This window comes from Stenotrophomonas chelatiphaga (genome assembly GCF_032054965.1).
Lineage (GTDB): Bacteria > Pseudomonadota > Gammaproteobacteria > Xanthomonadales > Xanthomonadaceae > Stenotrophomonas > Stenotrophomonas chelatiphaga.
The window spans coordinates 502,827-522,212 of record NZ_DAMBRS010000001.1 but is presented as its reverse complement, the minus strand read 5'-3'; the positions used below and the strand labels follow the sequence as shown (position 1 = coordinate 522,212).

At 68.1% G+C, this 19,386-nt stretch carries 17 protein-coding genes; 10 read left to right on the top strand and 7 right to left on the bottom strand.

Features of this window, described 5'->3' with window-relative positions; genetic code table 11:
- Positions 1-271 precede the first annotated feature (271 nt).
- The 8 genes from RTX79_RS02655 to RTX79_RS02620 all read left to right on the top strand — a co-directional run bounded on the left by RTX79_RS02655 (position 272) and on the right by RTX79_RS02620 (position 9,243).
- A complete protein-coding gene (locus tag RTX79_RS02655) occupies positions 272-1,825 on the top strand; it encodes a thioredoxin family protein (protein ID WP_312681605.1) in 1,554 nt (517 codons plus the stop codon).
- 68 nt (positions 1,826-1,893) lie between these two features.
- Positions 1,894-2,508, top strand: a complete 615-nt coding sequence (locus RTX79_RS02650; RefSeq protein WP_309689677.1) for a M23 family metallopeptidase — start codon at positions 1,894-1,896, stop codon at positions 2,506-2,508.
- 131 nt (positions 2,509-2,639) lie between these two features.
- The gene (locus RTX79_RS02645; RefSeq protein WP_312681603.1) at positions 2,640-3,746 is read left to right on the top strand and encodes a catalase family protein; all 1,107 of its coding nucleotides are present in this window, start codon (positions 2,640-2,642) and stop codon (positions 3,744-3,746) included.
- 103 nt (positions 3,747-3,849) lie between these two features.
- A complete protein-coding gene (gene paoA / locus RTX79_RS02640; protein ID WP_312681601.1) occupies positions 3,850-4,494 on the top strand; it encodes an aldehyde dehydrogenase iron-sulfur subunit PaoA in 645 nt (214 codons plus the stop codon).
- Positions 4,491-5,441 carry an FAD binding domain-containing protein gene (locus RTX79_RS02635; protein WP_312681599.1) on the top strand — a complete coding sequence of 317 codons (951 nt, stop codon included), beginning with the start codon at positions 4,491-4,493 and terminating at the stop codon, positions 5,439-5,441. Before paoA ends, RTX79_RS02635 begins: the two co-directional genes overlap by 4 nt.
- Positions 5,442-5,444: 3 nt before the next feature.
- Positions 5,445-7,643, top strand: coding sequence for an aldehyde oxidoreductase molybdenum-binding subunit PaoC (gene paoC / locus RTX79_RS02630; RefSeq protein ID WP_312681597.1), 2,199 nt, complete (start codon positions 5,445-5,447; stop codon positions 7,641-7,643).
- Positions 7,640-8,641, top strand: a complete 1,002-nt coding sequence (locus RTX79_RS02625; protein WP_312681595.1) for an XdhC family protein — start codon at positions 7,640-7,642, stop codon at positions 8,639-8,641. The genes paoC and RTX79_RS02625 overlap by 4 nt, the downstream gene beginning before the upstream one ends.
- Positions 8,638-9,243, top strand: coding sequence for a nucleotidyltransferase family protein (locus RTX79_RS02620; protein WP_312681593.1), 606 nt, complete (start codon positions 8,638-8,640; stop codon positions 9,241-9,243). The genes RTX79_RS02625 and RTX79_RS02620 overlap by 4 nt, the downstream gene beginning before the upstream one ends.
- A 213-nt stretch (positions 9,244-9,456) precedes the next feature.
- On the opposite strand, the gene RTX79_RS02615 is transcribed toward RTX79_RS02620, so the two are convergent.
- The 5 genes from RTX79_RS02615 to RTX79_RS02595 all read right to left on the bottom strand — a co-directional run bounded on the left by RTX79_RS02615 (position 9,457) and on the right by RTX79_RS02595 (position 14,140).
- Positions 9,457-10,026, bottom strand: a complete 570-nt coding sequence (locus RTX79_RS02615; RefSeq protein ID WP_312681592.1) for a hypothetical protein — start codon at positions 10,024-10,026, stop codon at positions 9,457-9,459.
- A 107-nt stretch (positions 10,027-10,133) separates the two neighbouring features.
- Positions 10,134-12,488 carry a GH92 family glycosyl hydrolase gene (locus tag RTX79_RS02610; protein ID WP_312681591.1) on the bottom strand — a complete coding sequence of 785 codons (2,355 nt, stop codon included), beginning with the start codon at positions 12,486-12,488 and terminating at the stop codon, positions 10,134-10,136.
- Between the two features lie 77 nt (positions 12,489-12,565).
- Entirely contained in the window at positions 12,566-12,889 is a 324-nt protein-coding gene (locus tag RTX79_RS02605; protein WP_312681590.1) for a thioredoxin family protein, read from the bottom strand.
- Positions 12,890-12,892: 3 nt separating this feature from the next.
- Positions 12,893-13,312: a host attachment family protein gene (locus RTX79_RS02600; protein WP_057507665.1), complete on the bottom strand. Its 420-nt coding sequence runs from the start codon at positions 13,310-13,312 to the stop codon at positions 12,893-12,895.
- A gap of 135 nt (positions 13,313-13,447) precedes the next feature.
- Positions 13,448-14,140, bottom strand: a complete 693-nt coding sequence (locus RTX79_RS02595) for a YjjG family noncanonical pyrimidine nucleotidase (protein WP_312681587.1) — start codon at positions 14,138-14,140, stop codon at positions 13,448-13,450.
- 300 nt (positions 14,141-14,440) lie between these two features.
- Here RTX79_RS02595 and proP point away from each other — a divergent pair, with 300 nt between their 5' ends.
- Positions 14,441-15,928 carry a glycine betaine/L-proline transporter ProP gene (proP, locus tag RTX79_RS02590; protein WP_312681586.1) on the top strand — a complete coding sequence of 496 codons (1,488 nt, stop codon included), beginning with the start codon at positions 14,441-14,443 and terminating at the stop codon, positions 15,926-15,928.
- 416 nt (positions 15,929-16,344) lie between these two features.
- Here the strand turns inward: proP and RTX79_RS02585 are convergent, their stop codons facing one another.
- Positions 16,345-18,339 carry an HWE histidine kinase domain-containing protein gene (locus RTX79_RS02585; RefSeq protein WP_312681585.1) on the bottom strand — a complete coding sequence of 665 codons (1,995 nt, stop codon included), beginning with the start codon at positions 18,337-18,339 and terminating at the stop codon, positions 16,345-16,347.
- A gap of 7 nt (positions 18,340-18,346) precedes the next feature.
- Positions 18,347-18,748 carry a response regulator gene (locus RTX79_RS02580; protein WP_312681584.1) on the bottom strand — a complete coding sequence of 134 codons (402 nt, stop codon included), beginning with the start codon at positions 18,746-18,748 and terminating at the stop codon, positions 18,347-18,349.
- 186 nt (positions 18,749-18,934) lie between these two features.
- On the opposite strand from RTX79_RS02580, the gene atpC reads away from it, so the two are divergent.
- Positions 18,935-19,381 (top strand): ATP synthase F1 subunit epsilon, encoded by a 447-nt coding sequence (atpC, locus tag RTX79_RS02575; RefSeq protein WP_312681583.1) that lies wholly within the window; start codon positions 18,935-18,937, stop codon positions 19,379-19,381.
- Positions 19,382-19,386: the final 5 nt, after the last annotated feature.

Genomic DNA, 19,386 nt, shown 5'->3' with positions numbered 1-19,386 from the left:
GCCCGACGCCGAACCGGGAAATACGCAGTGGTTATCTGCAACTGGCCGCTGGCGATGAAGGCGATCGGTGCTTTCGTGACAATCGTCACCGTGCGATGCACGCCCAGCCGCTACGTACGCCCGCCGCACGGGCCTGCCGTACACCGCATATCGCTGCCGGATGTGTGCACATGAGCAGCGGGCATCAGCGACGCCGCGCATGCCGCCAGCGTGATTCCTAGAATGCGCAATGCCGTCGCGTGCCCCTCCTCCCCCACTGCGGATTCCTTCGATGCGCCTGATCCCTGCTGTCCACGTCGCCTGCATCGTCGGCCTGCTGGCTGCCTGCACGCCCTCTCCGCCTACCACCGAGGCGCCTGCTGCCCAGGGAGCAGCCCAGGCCGAACCTGCGCAGATCGCGTGGCGCCATGGCGATGTCGACGATGCCTTTGCCGAAGCCAAGGAAAGTGGCAAGCCGGTGCTGCTGTACTGGGGCGCGGTCTGGTGTCCGCCGTGCAACCAGCTCAAGGCGGGCCTGTTCAAGGATCCTGCCTTCATCGCGCTCACCGAGCGCTATGTGCCGGTCTACCTGGACGGTGACGAGGAAGGCGCCCAGGCCTGGGGCGAACGCTTCGGCGTGCGCGGCTACCCGACCCTGATCGTGCTCGATCCCCAGCAGAACGAACTGACCCGCGTGGCCGGCGGCAATGACAGCGCCGAACTGACCCGCGTGCTCACCGTTGCGGCCGGTCGACGCAGCGCGGTGGCCGACACCTTGAAGCTGGCGCTGGCCGAACCCGGAAAGCTGAGCGCTGACGACTGGCAGGTCCTGGGTGACTACGGTTGGGAGGTCGACGCCAGCCGCCTGAGCGGCAGGCAGGACAGCGCCAGCCTGCTCGGCGAACTGGCTGCTGCTGCGCCGCAGCCAGCGCTGCAGCGGCGTTTTGCCCTGCTGGCACTGGCCAGCACCGACGACGCCCAGGCACCGGCTACCCGGGTGCGTGAACTGCTGCAGGTGGTGCTGGCGCAGCCGGACGAAGTGCGCCGCAACCGCGATCTGCTTGGCTACCGGGGCGCAGCGCTGGTCAAGCAGGCCAGCACCGGGCCGGCGTCCACCGATGCGCTGGGCCGGCAACTGCTGGCGGCCCTGCAGCGCGCCGATGCCGCACGCGGCAATCGGCCGGACGATGCCCTGTCGCGCGCCATCACCGAAATCGCCCTTGCCCGCCTGCAGCAACCGCAAGGCGAACTGCCCGCCGGCTTGACCGCCCGCGTGCGCGAACGGGTGCAGGCGGCCGATGCCGCAGCAACCAGCGCGCACGAGCGCCAGGCCACCCTGGGTACCGCCGCCCATGCGCTGCGCCAGGCCGGCGACGACGCCGCTGCAGAAGCGCTGTTGCTGGCCGAGCTCAAGCGCAGCCAGACGCCCTACTACTACATGCCCGAACTGGCCGAGCTGGCCGAAGCGCGCGGTGACCGGACCGCCGCCGTGGACTGGCTGCGCAAAGCGTACGAGGGCGCGCAGGGTCCTGCCACGCGGGTGCAGTGGGGCGTGCTGTACGTAGAGGGCCTGCTGCGGCTGGCGCCGGATGACACGGCCGCCATCGAGGCGGCGGCAACCCGGGTCATCGCCGAACTGGACCAGCAGCCGGCCGGCTACCACCAGCGTACCCGGCAGCGCTTCGAACGCCTCGGCAGCCAGTTGCAGGCGTGGAGCAGCGAACATGCCGGCGCGCCAACCCTGGCCCGGCTGCGCGAGCGCATGCAGCAGCACTGTCCAACCGTGGCCGGTGCCGCGCCGTCGCGCGCGGCGTCCACCGGCTGCACGCAGTGGCTGCAGGGCTGAGTTACCTGCCGACGGCGACGCGCCGTTGATACCGGCGCTGCCATGCTGGGGCCCCCTGCCCAGACCGGCTGCGCCCTTTGCCTGATCCCGCTGCTGCACCTGCAAGGCCCTCGCGGGCCCGACAACTCCGCCGCTGGCTGCTGCGCGTGCTGTGGATCGCCGTGCTGATCGTCGCCGGCGGTGCGTTCTGGAACAGCCGCTGGGCCGCCGTACCCCGCGCAATGTGGGAAATATCGCGACTGCCCGCACCCACCGCGCTGCCGGTCCCGGTCGACGGCGTCCGCGCACGCCAGGTCGCCGACACCTTCGGTGCCCCGCGCGGCGCCGACCGCACGCACGCCGGCGTGGACATCTTCGCCGCACGCGGCACCGCCGTGCGCAGCGCCACCCGCGGCATCGTGACGGACGTCCGCGAGAGTGGACTGGGTGGGCGCCAGGTGTGGATCCAGGGGCCGGCAATGGAGCGCTATTACTACGCCCACCTGGACGACTGGCGCGAGGGACTGGAGCGCGGCGAGGTGGTCGATGCAGGCACGCTGCTGGGCTACGTCGGCGATACCGGCAATGCCAAGGGCACCCCGCCGCACCTGCACTGGGGCATCTACGGTGCGGACGGTGCCTACGATCCCCTGCCGCTGCTGCGCGCCTGGGCAGCGCGCCCCGCGCTGTCACCGACGCCCTGACCGGGCCGCAGCGGCGCGCATGTGAAGCCGGGGTGGGCGTACCGGCACGCGACCTGCACCACGCGTGGAGCACACTGGAGGCTGGAACGCCATCCATCGACAGCCCTTCCACAGCAGATGCAGGACGCCCCATGACCGCTACGCTTCCCCCTCTCCGCTTCGATCCCGCCTACGAACAACCCGAGGCCGACGAAGCCGCCCACATCGCAGCGTTGACCGATGTGTTCACCCGCATGTCGCAGACCGTCGCCGAAGCCGAAGGCCATGCGCACCGCGCCGTACATGCCAAGGGCCAGGGCCTTCTGAAGGCCGAACTGCAGATCTTCGAAGGCCTGCCGTCCGAGCTGGCCCACGGGCTGTTCGCCAGGCCGGGACGCCACGACGCACTGGTGCGGCTGTCATCACCGCCGGCCGAGCAGCTTCCGGACAGCGTATCCACCCCGCGCGCGATCGCGCTGAAGGTGCTCGATGTCGAAGGCCAGCGCCTGCCCGGCGACGAGGAGCAGCACACCCAGGATTTCCTGATGGTCAATGGACCGGCCTTCAGCACACCCGGCGTGGCCGGCTTCCTGCGCTCGTCCAAGCTGCTCGCGGCGACCACCGAACGCATGCCGCGCACCAAGAAGGTGATCTCCGCGACCCTGCGCACCGCAGAGGCCGCGCTGGAAAGCGTCGGTGGCGAAAGCAGTACGCTGAAGGGAATGGGCGGCGAGCCGCAGCGGCACCCACTGGGTGAAACCTACTTCAGCCAGGTCCCGTACCTCTACGGTCCTTTCATGGCGAAGTTCTCGCTGGCCCCCGTCTCCCCCGCACTGCAGGCGCTGCATGGGCAAGCCCTGGCGTCCACCGATGACACCCAGCGCGAGGCGGTCGTCGCCTTCTTCGCTGCCCTGCAGGAACCTGCGGTATGGGCCCTGCGCGTGCAGCTGTGCCGCGACCTCGAGCAGATGCCGCTGGAAGACGCGTCGGTAGCCTGGCCCGAGGAACTGAGTCCGTGGCAGACGGTGGCGCACCTCATCGTTGGCCAGCAGGCGGCATGGGATCCTTCGGCGTCACCGCAGGCTGAAGACAAGCTCGCCTTCGCGCCCTGGCACACACTCGCCGCGCATCGGCCGCTGGGCAGCATCAATCGCGCCCGCCGCGTGGTGATGCAGGCCTCGCGCACCTTCCGCAGCGGCTTCAACGGCTGCCCGATCCACGAGCCCGACGGTCACGCCGATGACCGGTTCACTTCATGATTACCGGCTGCAGGCCATGCTGCACACGCCGGCGCGGTGTCCCCCACGCAGCGCCGCAGTCCCCTCAGCCACGCCTGCATCAGCCACAGAGGAACTGCCTTGCATGAATACCCCTCCCGAATTCGCGCTCAGCCGGCGCACCCTGCTGAAGCTCGGCGCGGGCTCGGCATCGGTGCTGGTCGCACCTGCCGCCATGGCTGACGTGCCCGGTATCGGATCCCCCGCGCGCGCCCCGGTCACCGCCGACGTCGCCTTCAAGGTCAACGGCAAGGCGCGCGCGCTGAAGCTGGATACCCGGGTGACCCTGCTCGACGCCCTGCGCGAGCATCTGCACCTGACCGGCACCAAGAAGGGCTGTGACCACGGCCAGTGCGGCGCCTGCACGGTGATCGTCGACGGCCGCCGCATCAATGCCTGCCTGAGCCTGGCGGTGATGCACGAGGGCGCCGAGATCACCACCATCGAAGGCCTGGGATCCCCCGATGACCTGCACCCGATGCAGGCCGCCTTCGTCAAACATGATGGTTACCAGTGCGGCTACTGCACGCCGGGGCAGATCTGCTCGGCCGTTGCGGTACTGAAGGAAATCAAGGACGGCATTCCCAGCCACGTCACCGCCGACCTCGGCGCACGCAGCGAGGCAAGCGCCGAGGAAATACGCGAGCGCATGAGCGGCAACCTGTGCCGTTGCGGTGCCTACTCCAACATCATCGAAGCCATCGAAGACGTGGGGGGCCAGCGCGCATGAGAGCCTTCACCTACGAACGCGCACGCACCCCGGCCGAGGCAGCCGCGGCTGCTGCACGCACCCAGGGTGCCCGCTTCATCGCCGGTGGCACCAACCTGCTGGACCTGATGAAGCTGGAGATCGAGATCCCCAGCCACCTGATCGACGTCAACGGGCTCAAGCTGGATACCATCGGGGCCACCGACGACGGTGGCGTGCGCATCGGCGCGCTGGTGCGCAACACCGACCTGGCCGCCGACAGCCGTATCCGCCGCGACTACGCCCTGCTGACCCGTGCGCTGGTGGCCGGCGCGTCCGGACAGCTGCGCAACAAGGCCACCACCGCCGGCAATCTGCTGCAGCGCACCCGCTGCCCGTATTTCTATGACACCGCCCAGCCCTGCAACAAGCGGCTGCCCGGCAGTGGCTGCGCGGCCATCGGCGGCGTCAGTCGGCAACTGGCGGTGATCGGCACCAGCCCAGCGTGCATCGCCACGCATCCCAGCGACATGGCCGTGGCGATGATGCTGCTGGATGCAACGGTGGAGACCGTGCGCGCCGATGGCAGCACGCGCCGCATCGCGCTGGACGATTTCTACCGCGCGCCCGGCAAGACGCCACACATCGACAGCGTGCTGGACAAGGGCGAGCTGATCGCCGCCGTCACCCTGCCTGCGCCGCTGGGCGGCACGCATATCTACCGCAAGGTCCGCGACCGTGCGTCCTACGCGTTCGCGCTGGTGTCGGTCGCGGCCGTGCTGCAGGCCGATGGCAGCGGCCGCGTGGCGCTGGGCGGGGTAGCCTACAAGCCGTGGCGCAGCGATGCGGCCGACGCACTGCTGCCGCAGGGCGCGCGCGCGGTGGTGGGAAACCTGCTGCAGGGCGCCACGCCCAGTCCAGAAAACCAGTTCAAGGTACAGCTTGCCGAACGCACGCTGGCCTCGGTCCTGATGCAGGCGAGGAGCTGATCCATGAAATTCGATACCCCCGCAGGCACCAATCCCATCGACCAGATGAAGGTGGTCGGCAAACCATTGGACCGCATCGACGGCCCGCAGAAGACCACCGGACACGCCCGTTACGCGTATGAGTGGCACGACGTGGCTGCATCGCCAGCCTATGGCTACGTGGTCGGCGCCGGCATCGCCAAGGGCCGGGTCACCGCAATGGAGCTCGACGCCGCACGTGCCTCGCCCGGCGTGCTGGCCATCGTCACCGCCGACAACGCCGGCACCCTGCACAAGGGCGACCGCAATACCGCCCCGTTGCTGGGAGGCCCGAAGGTGGACCACTACCACCAGGCCCTGGCACTGGTGGTGGCCGAAACCTTCGAACAGGCACGCGCCGCCGCAGACTTGGTGCGGATCCGCTATGCCCCGACCAAAGGGGTGTTTGACCTGGACGCTGCGAAGAAGGCCGGCAACCCGTTGCAGGACACCGACCCGGATGCGCGCGTGGGCAACTTTGAAAAGGCCTACGGGGATGCACCGGTCACGCTGGACGCCACATACCACACCCCGGACCAGTCGCACGCGATGATGGAACCGCACGCCTCGCTGGCCGCCTGGGACGGCGACCAGCTGACCGTGTGGACCTCCAACCAGATGATCGCGTGGGGAAAGAAGGACCTGGCGACCACGCTCGGCCTGCCGGAGGACAAGGTGCGCCTGGTGTCGCCGTACATCGGCGGCGGCTTCGGCGGCAAGTTGTTCATCCGTTCCGACGTGGTGCTGGCGGCGCTTGGCGCGCGTGCGGCCAAGCGACCGGTCAAGCTGGCGCTGCAACGCCCGTTGATCGCCAACAACACCACCCATCGGCCTGCCACCGTGCAGCGCATCCGGCTGGGTGCCACGGCCGAAGGCACGCTCACCGCGATCGGCCACGAATCGTGGTCGGGCAACCTGAGCGGTGGTTCGCCGGAAGAAGCCGTGCAGCAGACCAAGCTGCTGTATGCCGGCGCCAACCGTCTGGCCGGCCTGCGCCTGCACACCGTGGACCTGCCGGAAGGCAACGCCATGCGCGCACCGGGCGAGGCACCGGGCCTGATGGCGCTGGAAATCGCCATGGACGAGATGGCCGAGAAGCTCAAGCTGGACCCGGTCGAGTTCCGCATCCGCAACGACACCCAGGTGGATCCCTCCAACCCCGAACGGCCGTTCTCGCAACGGCAGCTGGTGCAGTGCCTGCAGGACGGTGCGCAGCGCTTCGGCTGGGACAAGCGCTCGGCCCTGCCGGCGCAGCGTCGTGATGGCCGCTGGCTGGTCGGCATGGGCGTGGCAGCCGGCTTCCGCAACAACCTGGTGATGAAGTCCGGTGCGCGCGTGCGGCTGGATGGCAAGGGCCATGTCACCGTTGAGACCGACATGACCGACATCGGCACCGGCAGCTACACCATCCTGGGCCAGACCGCCGCGGAAATGCTCGGCGTGACGCTGGACCAGGTCACGGTGAAGCTGGGGGATTCCAGCTTCCCGGCCTCGGCCGGCTCGGGCGGCCAGTGGGGCGCCAACAGCGCCACCGCCGGCGTGTTCGCGGCCTGCACCAAGCTGCGCGCAGCCATTGCCGGCAAGCTCGGCTACGACGCCGGCACCGCCACCTTCGCCGATGGCAAGGTCCGCGATGGCAACCGCTCGGCGGCGCTGGGCAAGGCCGCCGCCGATGGCGAACTGGTGGCCGAAGACAGCATCGAGTTCTCCACACTGGAAGAGAAGTACCAGCAGTCCACCTTCGCTGCACACTTCGTGGAAGTCGGCGTGGACGTGGCCACCGGCGAAAGCCGCATCCGCCGCATGCTCGCCGTCTGTGCCGCAGGCCGCATCCTCAATCCCAAGACCGCGCGCAGCCAGGTGATCGGCGCGATGACGATGGGCATCGGCGCGGCACTGTCCGAAGAGCTGGCCGTCGATACCCGCCTGGGCTTCTTCGTCAACCATGACCTGGCCGGATACGAAGTTCCCGTGCATGCCGATGTGCCGCACCAGGAGGTCGTGTTCCTGGATGAAGCCGATGCGATCTCTTCGCCGATGAAGGCCAAGGGCGTGGGTGAGCTGGGCCTGTGCGGTGTCAGTGCCGCGGTGGCCAACGCGATCTACAACGCGACCGGCGTGCGCGTGCGCAGCTATCCGATCACGCTGGACAAGCTGCTCGGTGGGCTGCCGGACATCGCATGACCCGGTTGCCTGCGATCCCCGTGGTGGACGTGCACGATGCCGGGATGACCCGGGTCGTGGAGGCGGCGGCCGCCGCGTGCGGCGCTGGCCAGCCGGTCACGCTGGCGGTGGTGCTGGAGACGGAAGGGTCGACCTATGCGCGGGCCGGCACCATGGTGCTGTTCGGCGAACACACCCAGGTCGGTTGGCTCAGTGGCGGCTGCCTTGAGCCGGAGATCGAACGCGTGGCGCGGGACTGCGCCGATGCTGGCCGCATCGGTTGGATGGAGATCGATACCCGCGATGATTCCGCGCTGTTTTCCGGCAACGCGGTCGGCTGCCGCGGCTGCCAGCGCCTGCTGCTGTTGCCGCTGTCCGCGCTGACCGGGTGCGCGGAGGTGCTCCAGGCCTGGCTGCGCGGCCACGGCCCGCTGCAGCTGGACGTGGATGTCGGCGGCGGCGTGCGCATGGCCTGCGCCGGTCAGGTGGTGGATCAGCTGCTGTCCCCCGATCCCTGTGCATTTGCTGCGCCGCAGGGTCTTTGGTCGCTGCGCTGGATGCCGCCACCGCGCGTCCTGCTGCTGGGTGCGGGACCGGAAGTAACCGCGCTGTGGCCCATGCTGCGCGGCCTCGGCTGGCAGGTGCGTGGGGTTGACCCGCGCGCTGCGTGGCGCGAGCGCAGCCACGTGGACGTAGAGGCACTGGCGGCCCCGGCCGCGCTGGCCGACACCTCCGTCGCGCCCGATGTCGTGCTGGTGATGCATCACAATTTCGAACTCGACCTGCAGGCGCTGGAGGCGCTGGCCCCCTGCCCCGTGGCGTTCATCGGGCTGCTGGGCCCGACCCGGCGCCGTGATGACCTGTTCTCGTTGCTGCCCGACACGGCCCGGCTCGCGTTGCAGCCACGCCTGCATTCGCCGGTCGGGCTGGCTCTCGGTGGACGCGGCCCTGACGCGATCGCGTTGAGCATTGCCGCGCAGCTGCAGTCGTGGCGTCACGGTGTGATGGCGTCTGCATGAGCGGGCGCGGCGGACATGCCGTGGTGCTGCTCGCCGCCGGCAGCAGCACGCGGCTGGGCCAGCCCAAGCAACTGCTGCGCCGCGACGGCGAAACCCTGCTGCACCGTGCGGCGCGCATCGCGCTGGAGACCCGCCCCGCGGTGCTGGTCGTGGTACTGGGCAGCGACCCGACCGCGTACCAGGCAGAGTTGCAGGACCTGTCGCACGTGACCGTCATCAACGAGAACGCGGCCGATGGCCTCGCCAGCAGCTTGCAGGTTGCTGCAGGGCAGGTAGCCGACCATGCGCAGGTGCTGGTGCTGATGTCGGACCAGCCGGCGCTGTCAGCTGCGCATCTGCAGCGGCTGCTGGATGGCGCACGCCGGTCACGCTCCGGTTGCGCGGCCACCCGCCTGCAGGGGCTCGCCGGCGTGCCCGCGGTGGTACCCGGTCACTGGTTCACGCAGCTGCCGCAATCCGCGTCGAATGCCGGCTTCCGCGCGCGGCTGCGCGCGCTCGCCGACGATGCGCTGCTGCTGTTGCCGGCCGACGGGCTGGAACTGGACATCGACACCCCACACGACCTGGCGCATGCGCGTTCCCTGGGACTGCTGGATCCCTGATTCCTGGACCGCTGGACGTCCTGGACGCTGTGCGGGGCCGCCCGGGCGGTGGGGCTGCACGGGGGACGGCAGGAGCCGCATCCTGCGGGCCTCGTTTCGTGCCATCCATGGCGCTCAACGCCCCCGTGCACCCCCACCGCCCGAACGGCTGACCGTCTGACACGTTCCGGTGGTCGCCAGCTGCGCGGCGTTGATAAAAAACAGAGGCAGGGCTCAGCGGATGCGTTGCAACTGCCCCGGGCGCCAAGCGAACCGCCACACATGCGGCCCAGGCGTCGGGCAGTCCTCCAGCTTCGCACGCGCCCGGTCTTCTTCGAAGCAGAACGTGGAGCCCGCCGCAGCGGTGAAGCGCACGATGATCGTTCCACCAACCACCTGCAGCGCGTCCAGCCGACCCGGCACGTGTTCCTCGGCATCGGTGGCATAGCCGGCTGCGCGTATCGCTGCCATGTCGCTGTCATCGATGGCGTTCGCACCCGGATGCGCCACCTGACCGCGGCGATCATCTTCGGAGAGCGCGGTCATCACCACCAGCTCGTTGGATTGTTCAAACGTTCCGCCGGTATAGGTGGAACTGTAAACGTGGATGATCTCGGCGATACCGTCGCCATCGAGGTCCGCTACGTGGACCTGCAAGGGACGGAAATCGTGTTCGATGTCACCGCCGGGAATGCGCCGCAGCTCGGCGCGTATCGCGGTCCGCGCCTCGGCATCGGATGGGACCTTCGACGCTGCGGCGACGGCCGCGCCCGGTGCGTGCGTGAGCGTGACGCCCAGCATCATCAGCGATAAGACCATCGGCATCGTGCCACCTGCGGGTTCCGGGTCCACTGATCATGGCGGCAAGCAGGGCTCGCCGCCATGGGCAGGTGCGCCGGTGTCGGCGCCGGTTACTGCTGCTGCGCGCCGGACATCGAGTACGGCCTCTCGGCGTCTTCCCCGGGCCATGCGGTGTTCGGCTTGGCCTGCATCACGAATCGCAGCTCGCCACCGGCGACGATCTCGTCATGGCGCAGGAAGGCACGCTGCAGCGGCTTGCCGTTGAGCGTGGCCGACGCGATGTAGCCGTGGCCAGCGCTCAAGCCCTCGGTGAGGATGGTGAAGACCTTGCCATTGGGCAGGTTCAACGTGGCCTTGGGCAGGAACGGCCGCCCGATGATGTACTCGCCACTGCCCGGTGCCACCGGATAGAAGCCCAGCGCGGTGAACAGATACCAGGCTGACATCTGGCCGAGGTCATCATTGCCGGCCAGGCCATCGGGACGATCGGCGTACTGTGTGTCCATGATCTGCTTCAGCCGCGCCTGGGTGCGCCACGGCTGGCCGGCATGGGCGTACAGGTAGGCCACGTGGTGGCTGGGTTCGTTGCCGTGCGCGTACCAGCCGATCAGCCCGGTGATGTCTTCCATGTGTTCGAACACGGCCGGGTCGACCTTGGCCTCGAACACCTGGTCCAGCCGCTGCAGCAGGGCATCGCTGCCACCGTGCGCATCGGCCAGGCCCTGCACGTCCTGCGGCACGTACCACGAATACTGCCAGGCGTTGCCTTCGGTGTAGTCGGTGCCATACCCGCTGGCCGATGGATCGAACGGGGTGCGGAAACTGCCGTCACGCTTGCGCGCGCGCATGAAGCCGGTTTCCTTGTCGAATGCATTCCGCCAGTTGCCCGCGCGCTTGCCGAACTCGGCGGCGACCTCCGTGCGCCCCATCGCCTGCGCCATGCGCGCGATGGTCCAGTCGTCGAAGGCATATTCCAGCGTCTTGCTGGCGGCCTCGCCTTCCTCGTCGATCGGCACCCAGCCCAGCTCGCGGTACTGCGCGATGCCATCGTAGGGGCCGTAATTGGCGGTGGCGACCATCGCCTCCAGCGCCTTGTCGGCATCGAAGCCGCGGATGCCCTTCAGGTAGGCATCGGCGATCACCGGCACGGCGTGGTACCCGATCATGCACCAGGTTTCCTGGCCGTGGAACGACCACACCGGCAGCATGCCGTAGGGGCTGTGCGCCTGGTGGGCGATCAGCGAATTGATGAAATCACTGTTGCGCTGCTGCGGCTGCACCAGGGTCAGCAGCGGATGCAGGGCGCGGTAGGTATCCCACAGCGAGAACGTGGAATGGTGGCGGAATCCTTCGGCACGGTGCACCGCGTTGTCCGGACCACGGTACTGCCCATCCACGTCCATCGACAGGGTCGGACCGAGCAGCGAGTGGTACAGCGCGGTGTAGGCGCTGCGACGGTCAGCCAACGGCGCCTGGATGTCCACCACCGCAAGCGCGTCCATCCACTTCTTCTTCGCATCGGCACGCACGCGGTCGAAGTCGAAGGCCGGCACCTCGGCCTCCAGGTTGGCGATGGCACCTGCCTCGCTGACCGAAGAAATGGCTACCTTGGCCACCAGCGGGCCGTCTAGCTTGCCGAAATCGAAGGTCGCCACCAGCTGGCGGCCCTCCACCTGCGCGCGCTGCAGCGGCGAGCCGTGCCCCGGTGGCGGGAAGCCCTTGTAGGCGATGTCGGTTTCGGTGTTGTGCAGCGCATGGCCGGTGACCGGGCGCGAGAAACGCATCGCGAAATACAACTGGCGCCCCGGCGCCCAGCCACGCGTCTCGCGGAAACCGGTCACCGTGCCATCGGCATGCACGCGCAGGCGCGACCACAGGATCTTGCCCGGATAGTCGTACAGGCTGGTGCGCAGGTCGAGCAGCACCTTGGCCTGCTCCCCGGCCGGGAAACGATAGCGGTGCACGCCGACCCGCTCGCTCGCGGTCAGCTCGGCCCGCACGCGGTAGTCGTCCAGGCTCACGGCGTAATAGCCCGGTTCGGCGCGCTCGTCCTTGTGACTGAAGCGCGAGGCATATCCACTACGCGGTTTGTCCGGATCGCCGCGTTCGAGCCCGGGCTCGCCGGTATAGGGCATCAACAGCACGTCGCCGAGGTCGGAATGGCCAGAGCCGGAAAAATGGGTATGCGAGAAACCCACGATGCTGGTGTCGTCGTGGCGGTAACCCGCGGCCCAGTCATAGGCCTTTTCACGCGGTTGGATGCGCGTATCCGGGCTCAGCTGCACCATCCCGAACGGGACCGTCGCGCCCGGATAGGTATGCCCCTCGCCTGCCGTGCCAATGAACGGATCAACGGCGGCGAATGCGCGCTCACCCACGCTGGCGGCACCGGCCGCTGCCGCCGTCGGGCCCAGCAGCATGGCGGCAGCCAGGAGTATCCATCGACGCTTCGCTCGGTTTGGCATGGGCGGCATTTAGATCGATTCAGGGAAGCCGATCCTAGCATCGGCGCGCGCGCCGTTCATGCTGCATTGCGTTGTTGCTAGACGGTCATCGCATTCTGCAGCGGCGCAAGGTCCTGCTCCCGCAACGGTCGCACCACCCGCGCCAGCTCCTGCCCGTCACGCAGCAGGATCAACGTCGGCCACAATTTCACCGCAAACGAGCGCCCCAACGGGCGCCCCTTGCCGTCCTCCACCCACAGGTGGTCCAGCGCATGGCCCTGCACGAACGCCTGCACCGTCGGCTTGGCGGCCTGGCAGTGACCGCACCACGTCGCACCGAATTCAAGCAGCAGCCAGCCTTCGCTGGCATCGACAGCCGATCGCAGCGGCTCCGGTTGCGGCGTTCCTGCAGGCGTTGCCATGGCTCAGGCCAGCGCGCGCTGGATGTCTTCCAGCGGTGCATTGGTGAAATCCTTGGCCAGGTCACGCACCAGGCGCGACTGGACTTCCTTGTGCAGCTGCGGGCGGATCCGGCCGAGCGTCTGCGGATCGGCCACCAGCACCAGATGGGCGTAGCGGTTGTTCAGCGCATCATCGTTCAACTGCTCGGCCAACTGCTTGGCGAAGGTCGCTTCGTTGAGCTGGGAAATGCTCATGTCCTTGGGCACCGCACCGGAAGGCCCCTGCCCGGACACGCCGGCTTCGCTGACATCGCGCAGGACCAGTTCATCCTGCTGCTTGAGCTTCAGCTCGGTCTTGCTGCCGACGTTGGTGAAGACGCGGGCCGAGCCGCCGTCGGCGACGACGATCAGGGTGCCTTCGGGAATGGGAGTGTGCTCGGTCATGGTGGTTCCTCTGCGGGTTGCCTACGGCGTGAGTCACCACCGTAGAGGCAGCGATGTAAGCATCCTGCAACACCGGCGTGTGCATGCCGTGCACCTTTTCCAACAATTGATCGCGCACGCGCCGCAAATCGCAGCCTAGGCAAGGCCGAGCACTGCGGGCAACGCATCCAGCCTGCTGATTTCGCAGGTCGGGATCGCCTCACCGTGCCGGGGTGAACCAGCTGGATTGAACCAGCAGCTGTCTATTCCGTAACGGTTGGCACCCAGGATGTCCGCTTCCAGCCGGTCGCCGATGATGATCGTGCGGTGCGGTTCGAAGGCGCTGGCCATGGCGGTGGCGTAAGCGAAGAAACGCACATCGGGCTTGGCATGGCCGCAGGCCTCGGACGTGGCGACGAAGCGGATCAGGTCGCCAAGCCCGGATACCGCGATGCGCCGGGACTGGACCTGTTCGATGCCGTTGGTGATGATGCCGATCTCGCCGTGCGCGGCCAGCACCTCGCAGGCGGCCCGTGCTCCGTCCACCAGTACCACCGTCTGCGGCAACCATTCCAGGTACACCTGCCCGGCGCGTACTGGATCGGCGTCGATGGGGTGCGCGGCGAACAGCCGGCGGAAGCGCTCGACCTTGAGGAAATCCTTGTCCACCCTTCCCTGCTCCAGCGCCTCCCACAGCGCGCGGTTGCACTGCTGGTAGGTGGCATACAGCGGCTCCACGGGCTGTTCGATACCGAGGCTGGACAGCGTACGCGCGAACGAGAGACGTTCGGAGGCGCGGAAATCCAGCAGGGTGTCATCCAGATCGAACAGGAAAAGCCGGTAATCCATGGGCGCAGCTGCGTTGCAGGGCAGTGCAGGCTAGCATCAGCGCGCGCCCCGGCCCAGCACGGCACGCTGCACCGCCCCACTCCGCAAAGCGTGGCCCGCTGACGGGCCGTATGCTTGAAGACCCCCTCGTTGATTGCAGCCCCCGGGCCTGCCGTTCCACGCGGTGCGCGTTGCCGTGCACCTGCGGGTGCTGCGCTGTGTTGATTCCAGCCAGTCCGTCCGTTCACCCCATGTCTGCTGCGGCCCCTGGCCGCCGGCCCGCCGTTGCTGTTGCTGTTGCTTTTCCACAGGAGAAAAACGATGCAGGATCCCTCCTCTGCACATCCCCATTTCGGCTGGTTCAAACGCCGCCGCCAGATGGACGTCGAAGAAATCACCGTCGTCGACAAACCCATGCTGCGCCGCGCGGTGGGCGCCGCTGCGCTGGGCAATGCCATGGAATGGTTCGACTTCGGCGTCTATGGCTACCTTGCGGTGACCCTGGGCCAGGTGTTCTTCCCCGCCAGCAATCCCACCGCGCAGCTGATCGCCACCTTCGCCACCTTCACCGTCGCCTTCCTGGTGCGCCCGCTCGGGGGACTGGTGTTCGGTCCATTGGGTGATCGTTACGGCCGGCAGAAAGTACTGGCGTTCACCATGATCCTGATGGCGCTGGGCACCTTCTCCATCGGCCTGATTCCCTCCTATGAGCGCATCGGCATCTGGGCGCCGGTGCTGTTGCTGCTGGCGCGGCTGGTGCAGGGATTTTCCACCGGCGGTGAGTACGGCGGCGCGGCGACGTTCATCGCCGAGTACGCCACCGATCGCAACCGCGGCCTGATGGGCAGCTGGCTGGAGTTCGGCACGCTCGGTGGTTACATCGCCGGTGCGGCCACGGTCACCACGCTGCACCTGCTGCTGAGTGGCGCGCAGATGCTCGACTGGGGCTGGCGGATTCCATTCCTGGTCGCAGGTCCGCTGGGCCTGCTCGGCCTGTACATGCGCATGCGGCTGGAGGAAACGCCGGCGTTCCGCGCGTATGCCGAAGAAGCGGCCAAGCGCGACCATGAGCGGCCGGGGCTGGGCGAACTGCTGCGCGTGCACGGGCGCCAGCTGCTCATCTGCATGGGCCTGGTGCTGGTGTTCAACGTCACCGACTACATGCTGCTGACCTACATGCCCAGCTATCTCACCGTCACCCTGGGCTATGCCGAAAGCAAGGGCCTGCTGTTGATCATCATCGTGATGCTGGTGATGATGCCGCTCAACATCGTCGGCGGGCTGTTCAGTGATCGACTCGGCCGCCGCCCGATGATCATCGGCGCCTGCATCGCGCTGCTGCTGTTGGCCATCCCCTGCCTGCTGCTGGTGCGCAGCGGCGAGGACGGGCTGATCTTCCTGGGACTGATGCTGCTGGGCATCGCGCTGGTCTGTTTCACCAGTTCCATGCCTTCCACGCTGCCTGCGCTGTTCTACACGCCGGTACGCTACAGCGCTCTGTCGATCGCCTTCAACGTATCGGTCTCGCTGTTCGGCGGCACCACCCCGCTGGTGACCGCGTGGCTGGTGGAACGCAGCGGCGACCCGATGGTGCCGGCGTATTACCTGATGGGCGCGGCGGTGATCGGGCTGGTCACGATGCTGTTCGTACGCGAGACCGCCGGCCTGCCGCTGCGGGGGTCGCCGCCGGCAGTGGCCAGTGACCAGGAAGCCCGCGCCCTGCTGCGCGGCACGACCCCGGTGACGGTCGATGCCAGCGTGCCTTCGTTGCAGCCTGCCGACAGTGTGGAGACTGCGCGCCCGGCCTGAGCCAAGCGCTCCAACGAAAACACCCCGCCGTTGCCGGCGGGGTGCCGCGCGTTCGATGACCACGTGCGCTTGCGTGGATCAGGCCGCTTTGAGGGCCTGATGATAATCGACATGATTGGCGATTATGGTTTTTGCGCCGATAACGTCGGTCGCCTCCCGGGCTGTCCACGCCGATTGCTCGCCACGTCGAAACCAGTACAGCCCCTTCACCTGGCCATTGGCCCCCCAATACCCAGGTGGTGGAGCTGGCGGGACTCGAACCCGCGTCCGCAACGCCTCCTCCTTGCTTCGTACAGCCATAACCCGTTGCCAACGACTGGATCCGGGCGCGCCCCGTATCGGCGGCGCAGGGCAATTGAAACAAAGCACAGGTCGAATGGCTTTCAGGTTTCGCGCATACACAATCCCGGCGGCAGTCAGCCCGTGCCGGCCTGCACCAGCTGGGCGAGCGCGCGCGCAATACCGGCCGGCGTGGCCGGCTTCTGCAGCCGCACGAAGCGGCCACCATCGACCGGCACCGCGCCTTCGTCGTAGCCGGTGACCACCACGAACGGCAGCCCGGCACGTTGCAGCGCGACGATGATCCCGGACCGCGCCCCGTTGCCGAGGTTGATGTCGATGATCGCCGCATCCACCGCACCGCCGTCCAGCTGTTGCAGCGCAGCCTGCACGGTCGAACACGGCCCCTGCACCAGCGCACCGGCGCTGCGCAGTGCGGTCGCGGTGTCATGGGCCAGGTAGAAGTCATCTTCCACCACCAGCACCCGATGGCCGGCGAGCAGCCCGGCATCCCCCAGGTCGACAGAGCCGCCACCGATCGCCGTGCCCTGCGGGGCATCGGTCTGCAGGATGCTGTCACGGTGCCGCAGCGGGAAGGAAATGCAGGCCTCGGTGCCATCGGCGGCGACCTGCAGGTGGCCCTCGCCTTCAAGTTCGTAGGGAATGCGGTCTTCGACCAGCGACGTCCCAAACCCGCGGCGCGCGGGCGGTTGCCAGCCAGGCCGGGTGGCGTGGGTTTCGACCCAGCGCAGGTCTACCCAGCGCTGCATCTGTGCGTCCTCTCGCACCTCCCAGCTCACGTCCAGCCTGCCGTCCGGGTCGCGCAGGGCGCCATGCCGCAGCGCGTTGGTGGCCAGCTCATGGATCGCCAGCGACATCACCTCGGCCGCCTTCGGGGGCACCGTGACCGCGGGACCGTGCAGCAGGAACCGGCCTTCGCCGTAAGCCGTGGAGGACAGTTCGTCGTTCAGCAGGCCGCGCAGGTCGATGCCGACATTGCCGGCGCGGGTCAGCAGCGCCTGCGTGCGCGCCAGTGACATCACCCGGCCGGACAAGCGTTGTGCATAGTCCTCCACGCTGGTCGCCGATTCGCGCGTGCGCAGCGTGATCGAGCCGATGGTGGCCATGATGTTGCGCACCCGGTGCTGCAGCTCGGCCACCAGCACGGACTGGTGCTCGGCCCAGCGCCGTTCGTCGGTGACATCGCGCGCGATGCCAGCGATGCGGCTTACCCGTCCCTCCTGGTCGAACAACGGGAACACGGTGTCGCGCACCCAGCGGAACTGACTGTCGTCCTCGCGCTGCACGCGGAATTCGTGCACCCGCGGGGTGCCGTCGCGCACGCTTGCCACGCTGTCGATCGCAGCCTGGCGATCATCGGGAACCACCCGGGCGGCCCAGCAGCGAAGCGCGCCGGACGCCTGCCCCGGCGACAGCCCGTACACCCCGTCGAACGCGCTGCTCAGCAGCTCGGTTTCCAGGGTGTCGGCGTTGCGGATCCACAACGCATCGGAAGAGGCGGCAGCGAACTGGCGGAAACGTTCCTCGTTGGCCTGCAGCGAGGCGTTGGTGCGTCGCAACTCCCGCTCCGTACGCTCGCGCGCCACCCGCGCGACGTGCTCGGCACTGGTGTCGAACATGGTGACCAGTACGCCTTCGATCGCACCATCGCAGTCACGCACCGGACTGTAGGTGATGGTGAACCAGACGTCCTGCAGGCGACCGTGCCGCTGCAGGGGATAGCATTTGTCCGAGAAGGTAAGTGTCTGGCCCTGCCATACCTTGGCGTAGAGCGGTTCGTTGATGTGCCAGACTTCGGGCCAGCACTCGGCCGTTGGCTGGCCCAGCCCGGCCGGATGTTTGTCGGCCATCACTTCGGCATAGCCGTCGTTGTAGATCTGCAGCAGCTCCGGACCCCACAGCAGGATCATCGGGAAGCCATGGGCGGCCATCAGGTCCACGCTGGCACGCAGGTGCGGGGGCCAGCTGCCCATGCCCCCCAGCGAGGAGGCCGACCAGTCGTGACCGCGGATGCGTTCGGCCATGCCGGCCCGCGCGCAGGCCGCCAGTGCACCGGCAGCGCCGGCCAGGCGGCCCTGCGATGCGCTGCGCGGGTCCAGTCGACTGGCCATGGTCACCTCAGCCGCTGCCAGGCACGCTGCGCGCCTGTAATGCCTGCTCCAGCGCCTGGGTCAGCGCCTCCAGCCGGTACGGCTTGCCACAGCGCGGTGCATCGGCGAAACGCTCGGGCACGTTGTCGTCGTAGCCGGAGGTCAATACGAAGGGAATGTTACGTTCAAGCAGGCGGTCCGCTAGCGGATACACCAGCTCACCGCCCAGGTTGATGTCCAGCAGCGCACCGTCGATGGCATGCGCGTCCACCAATGCATCGAGCGCCTTCAGGTTGCCGGCAGGACCGACCACGTCGACGTCCTTCATCTGCAGATATTCCACCAGGAACATGGCGATGTTGTATTCGTCTTCGGCGACCAGCACCCGCTTGCCCGCCAGCCCGCCATTGTCCACGTTCGTTACCGTCACACATCGCCTCCAGAGGTAGCCCCGCCTCGTCGCGGCGGCCATGAATACAGCCAGATGATGAGCGTAGTGCACCGCAACGCAACGTGACGGGAAGGTTTGTAGGCCTTTGACATGGCAATTGCGCTACGTCACAGCGGCAGCCGCGGCAACGTAGGAAGCTGGAGGCCCCACCACCAGGCCCGCTACATGACCCCGGCCGACGTTCCCCCGATCATTTCCGGCGCCCGCGAAGGTTTTCCCCTTCGCGTGGTCAGCCTGGCCGGCCTGTGCTGGGAAGGACGGGTGCGCGAAGCCAGCCTGCCCGGCGCGGACGGCCGGTTCGGCATCATGGCGGGCCACTTGCCGCTGCTGGCACCGCTGGTGGAAGGCTTCATCCACCTGTTCCCGGAACCGGGCGGCGCGCCGCTGTACCTGCATGTGTCCGGCGGCTACGTCGAAGTGCAGCCCGGCGAGGTGATCGTGCTCGCCGACCTGGCCGCGCGCAGCGATGCGCTGGATGCCGCACGCGCCGACGAAGCGCGGCAGCTGGCCGGTTCGCCGATGGCCGCCGCCTTCAGCGATGACCAGTATCCGCAGTTGCATGCCGAGCTGGTTGCCCGCCTGGCGCGCATCCGCCGGCCCGGGCAGGGCTGAGGACC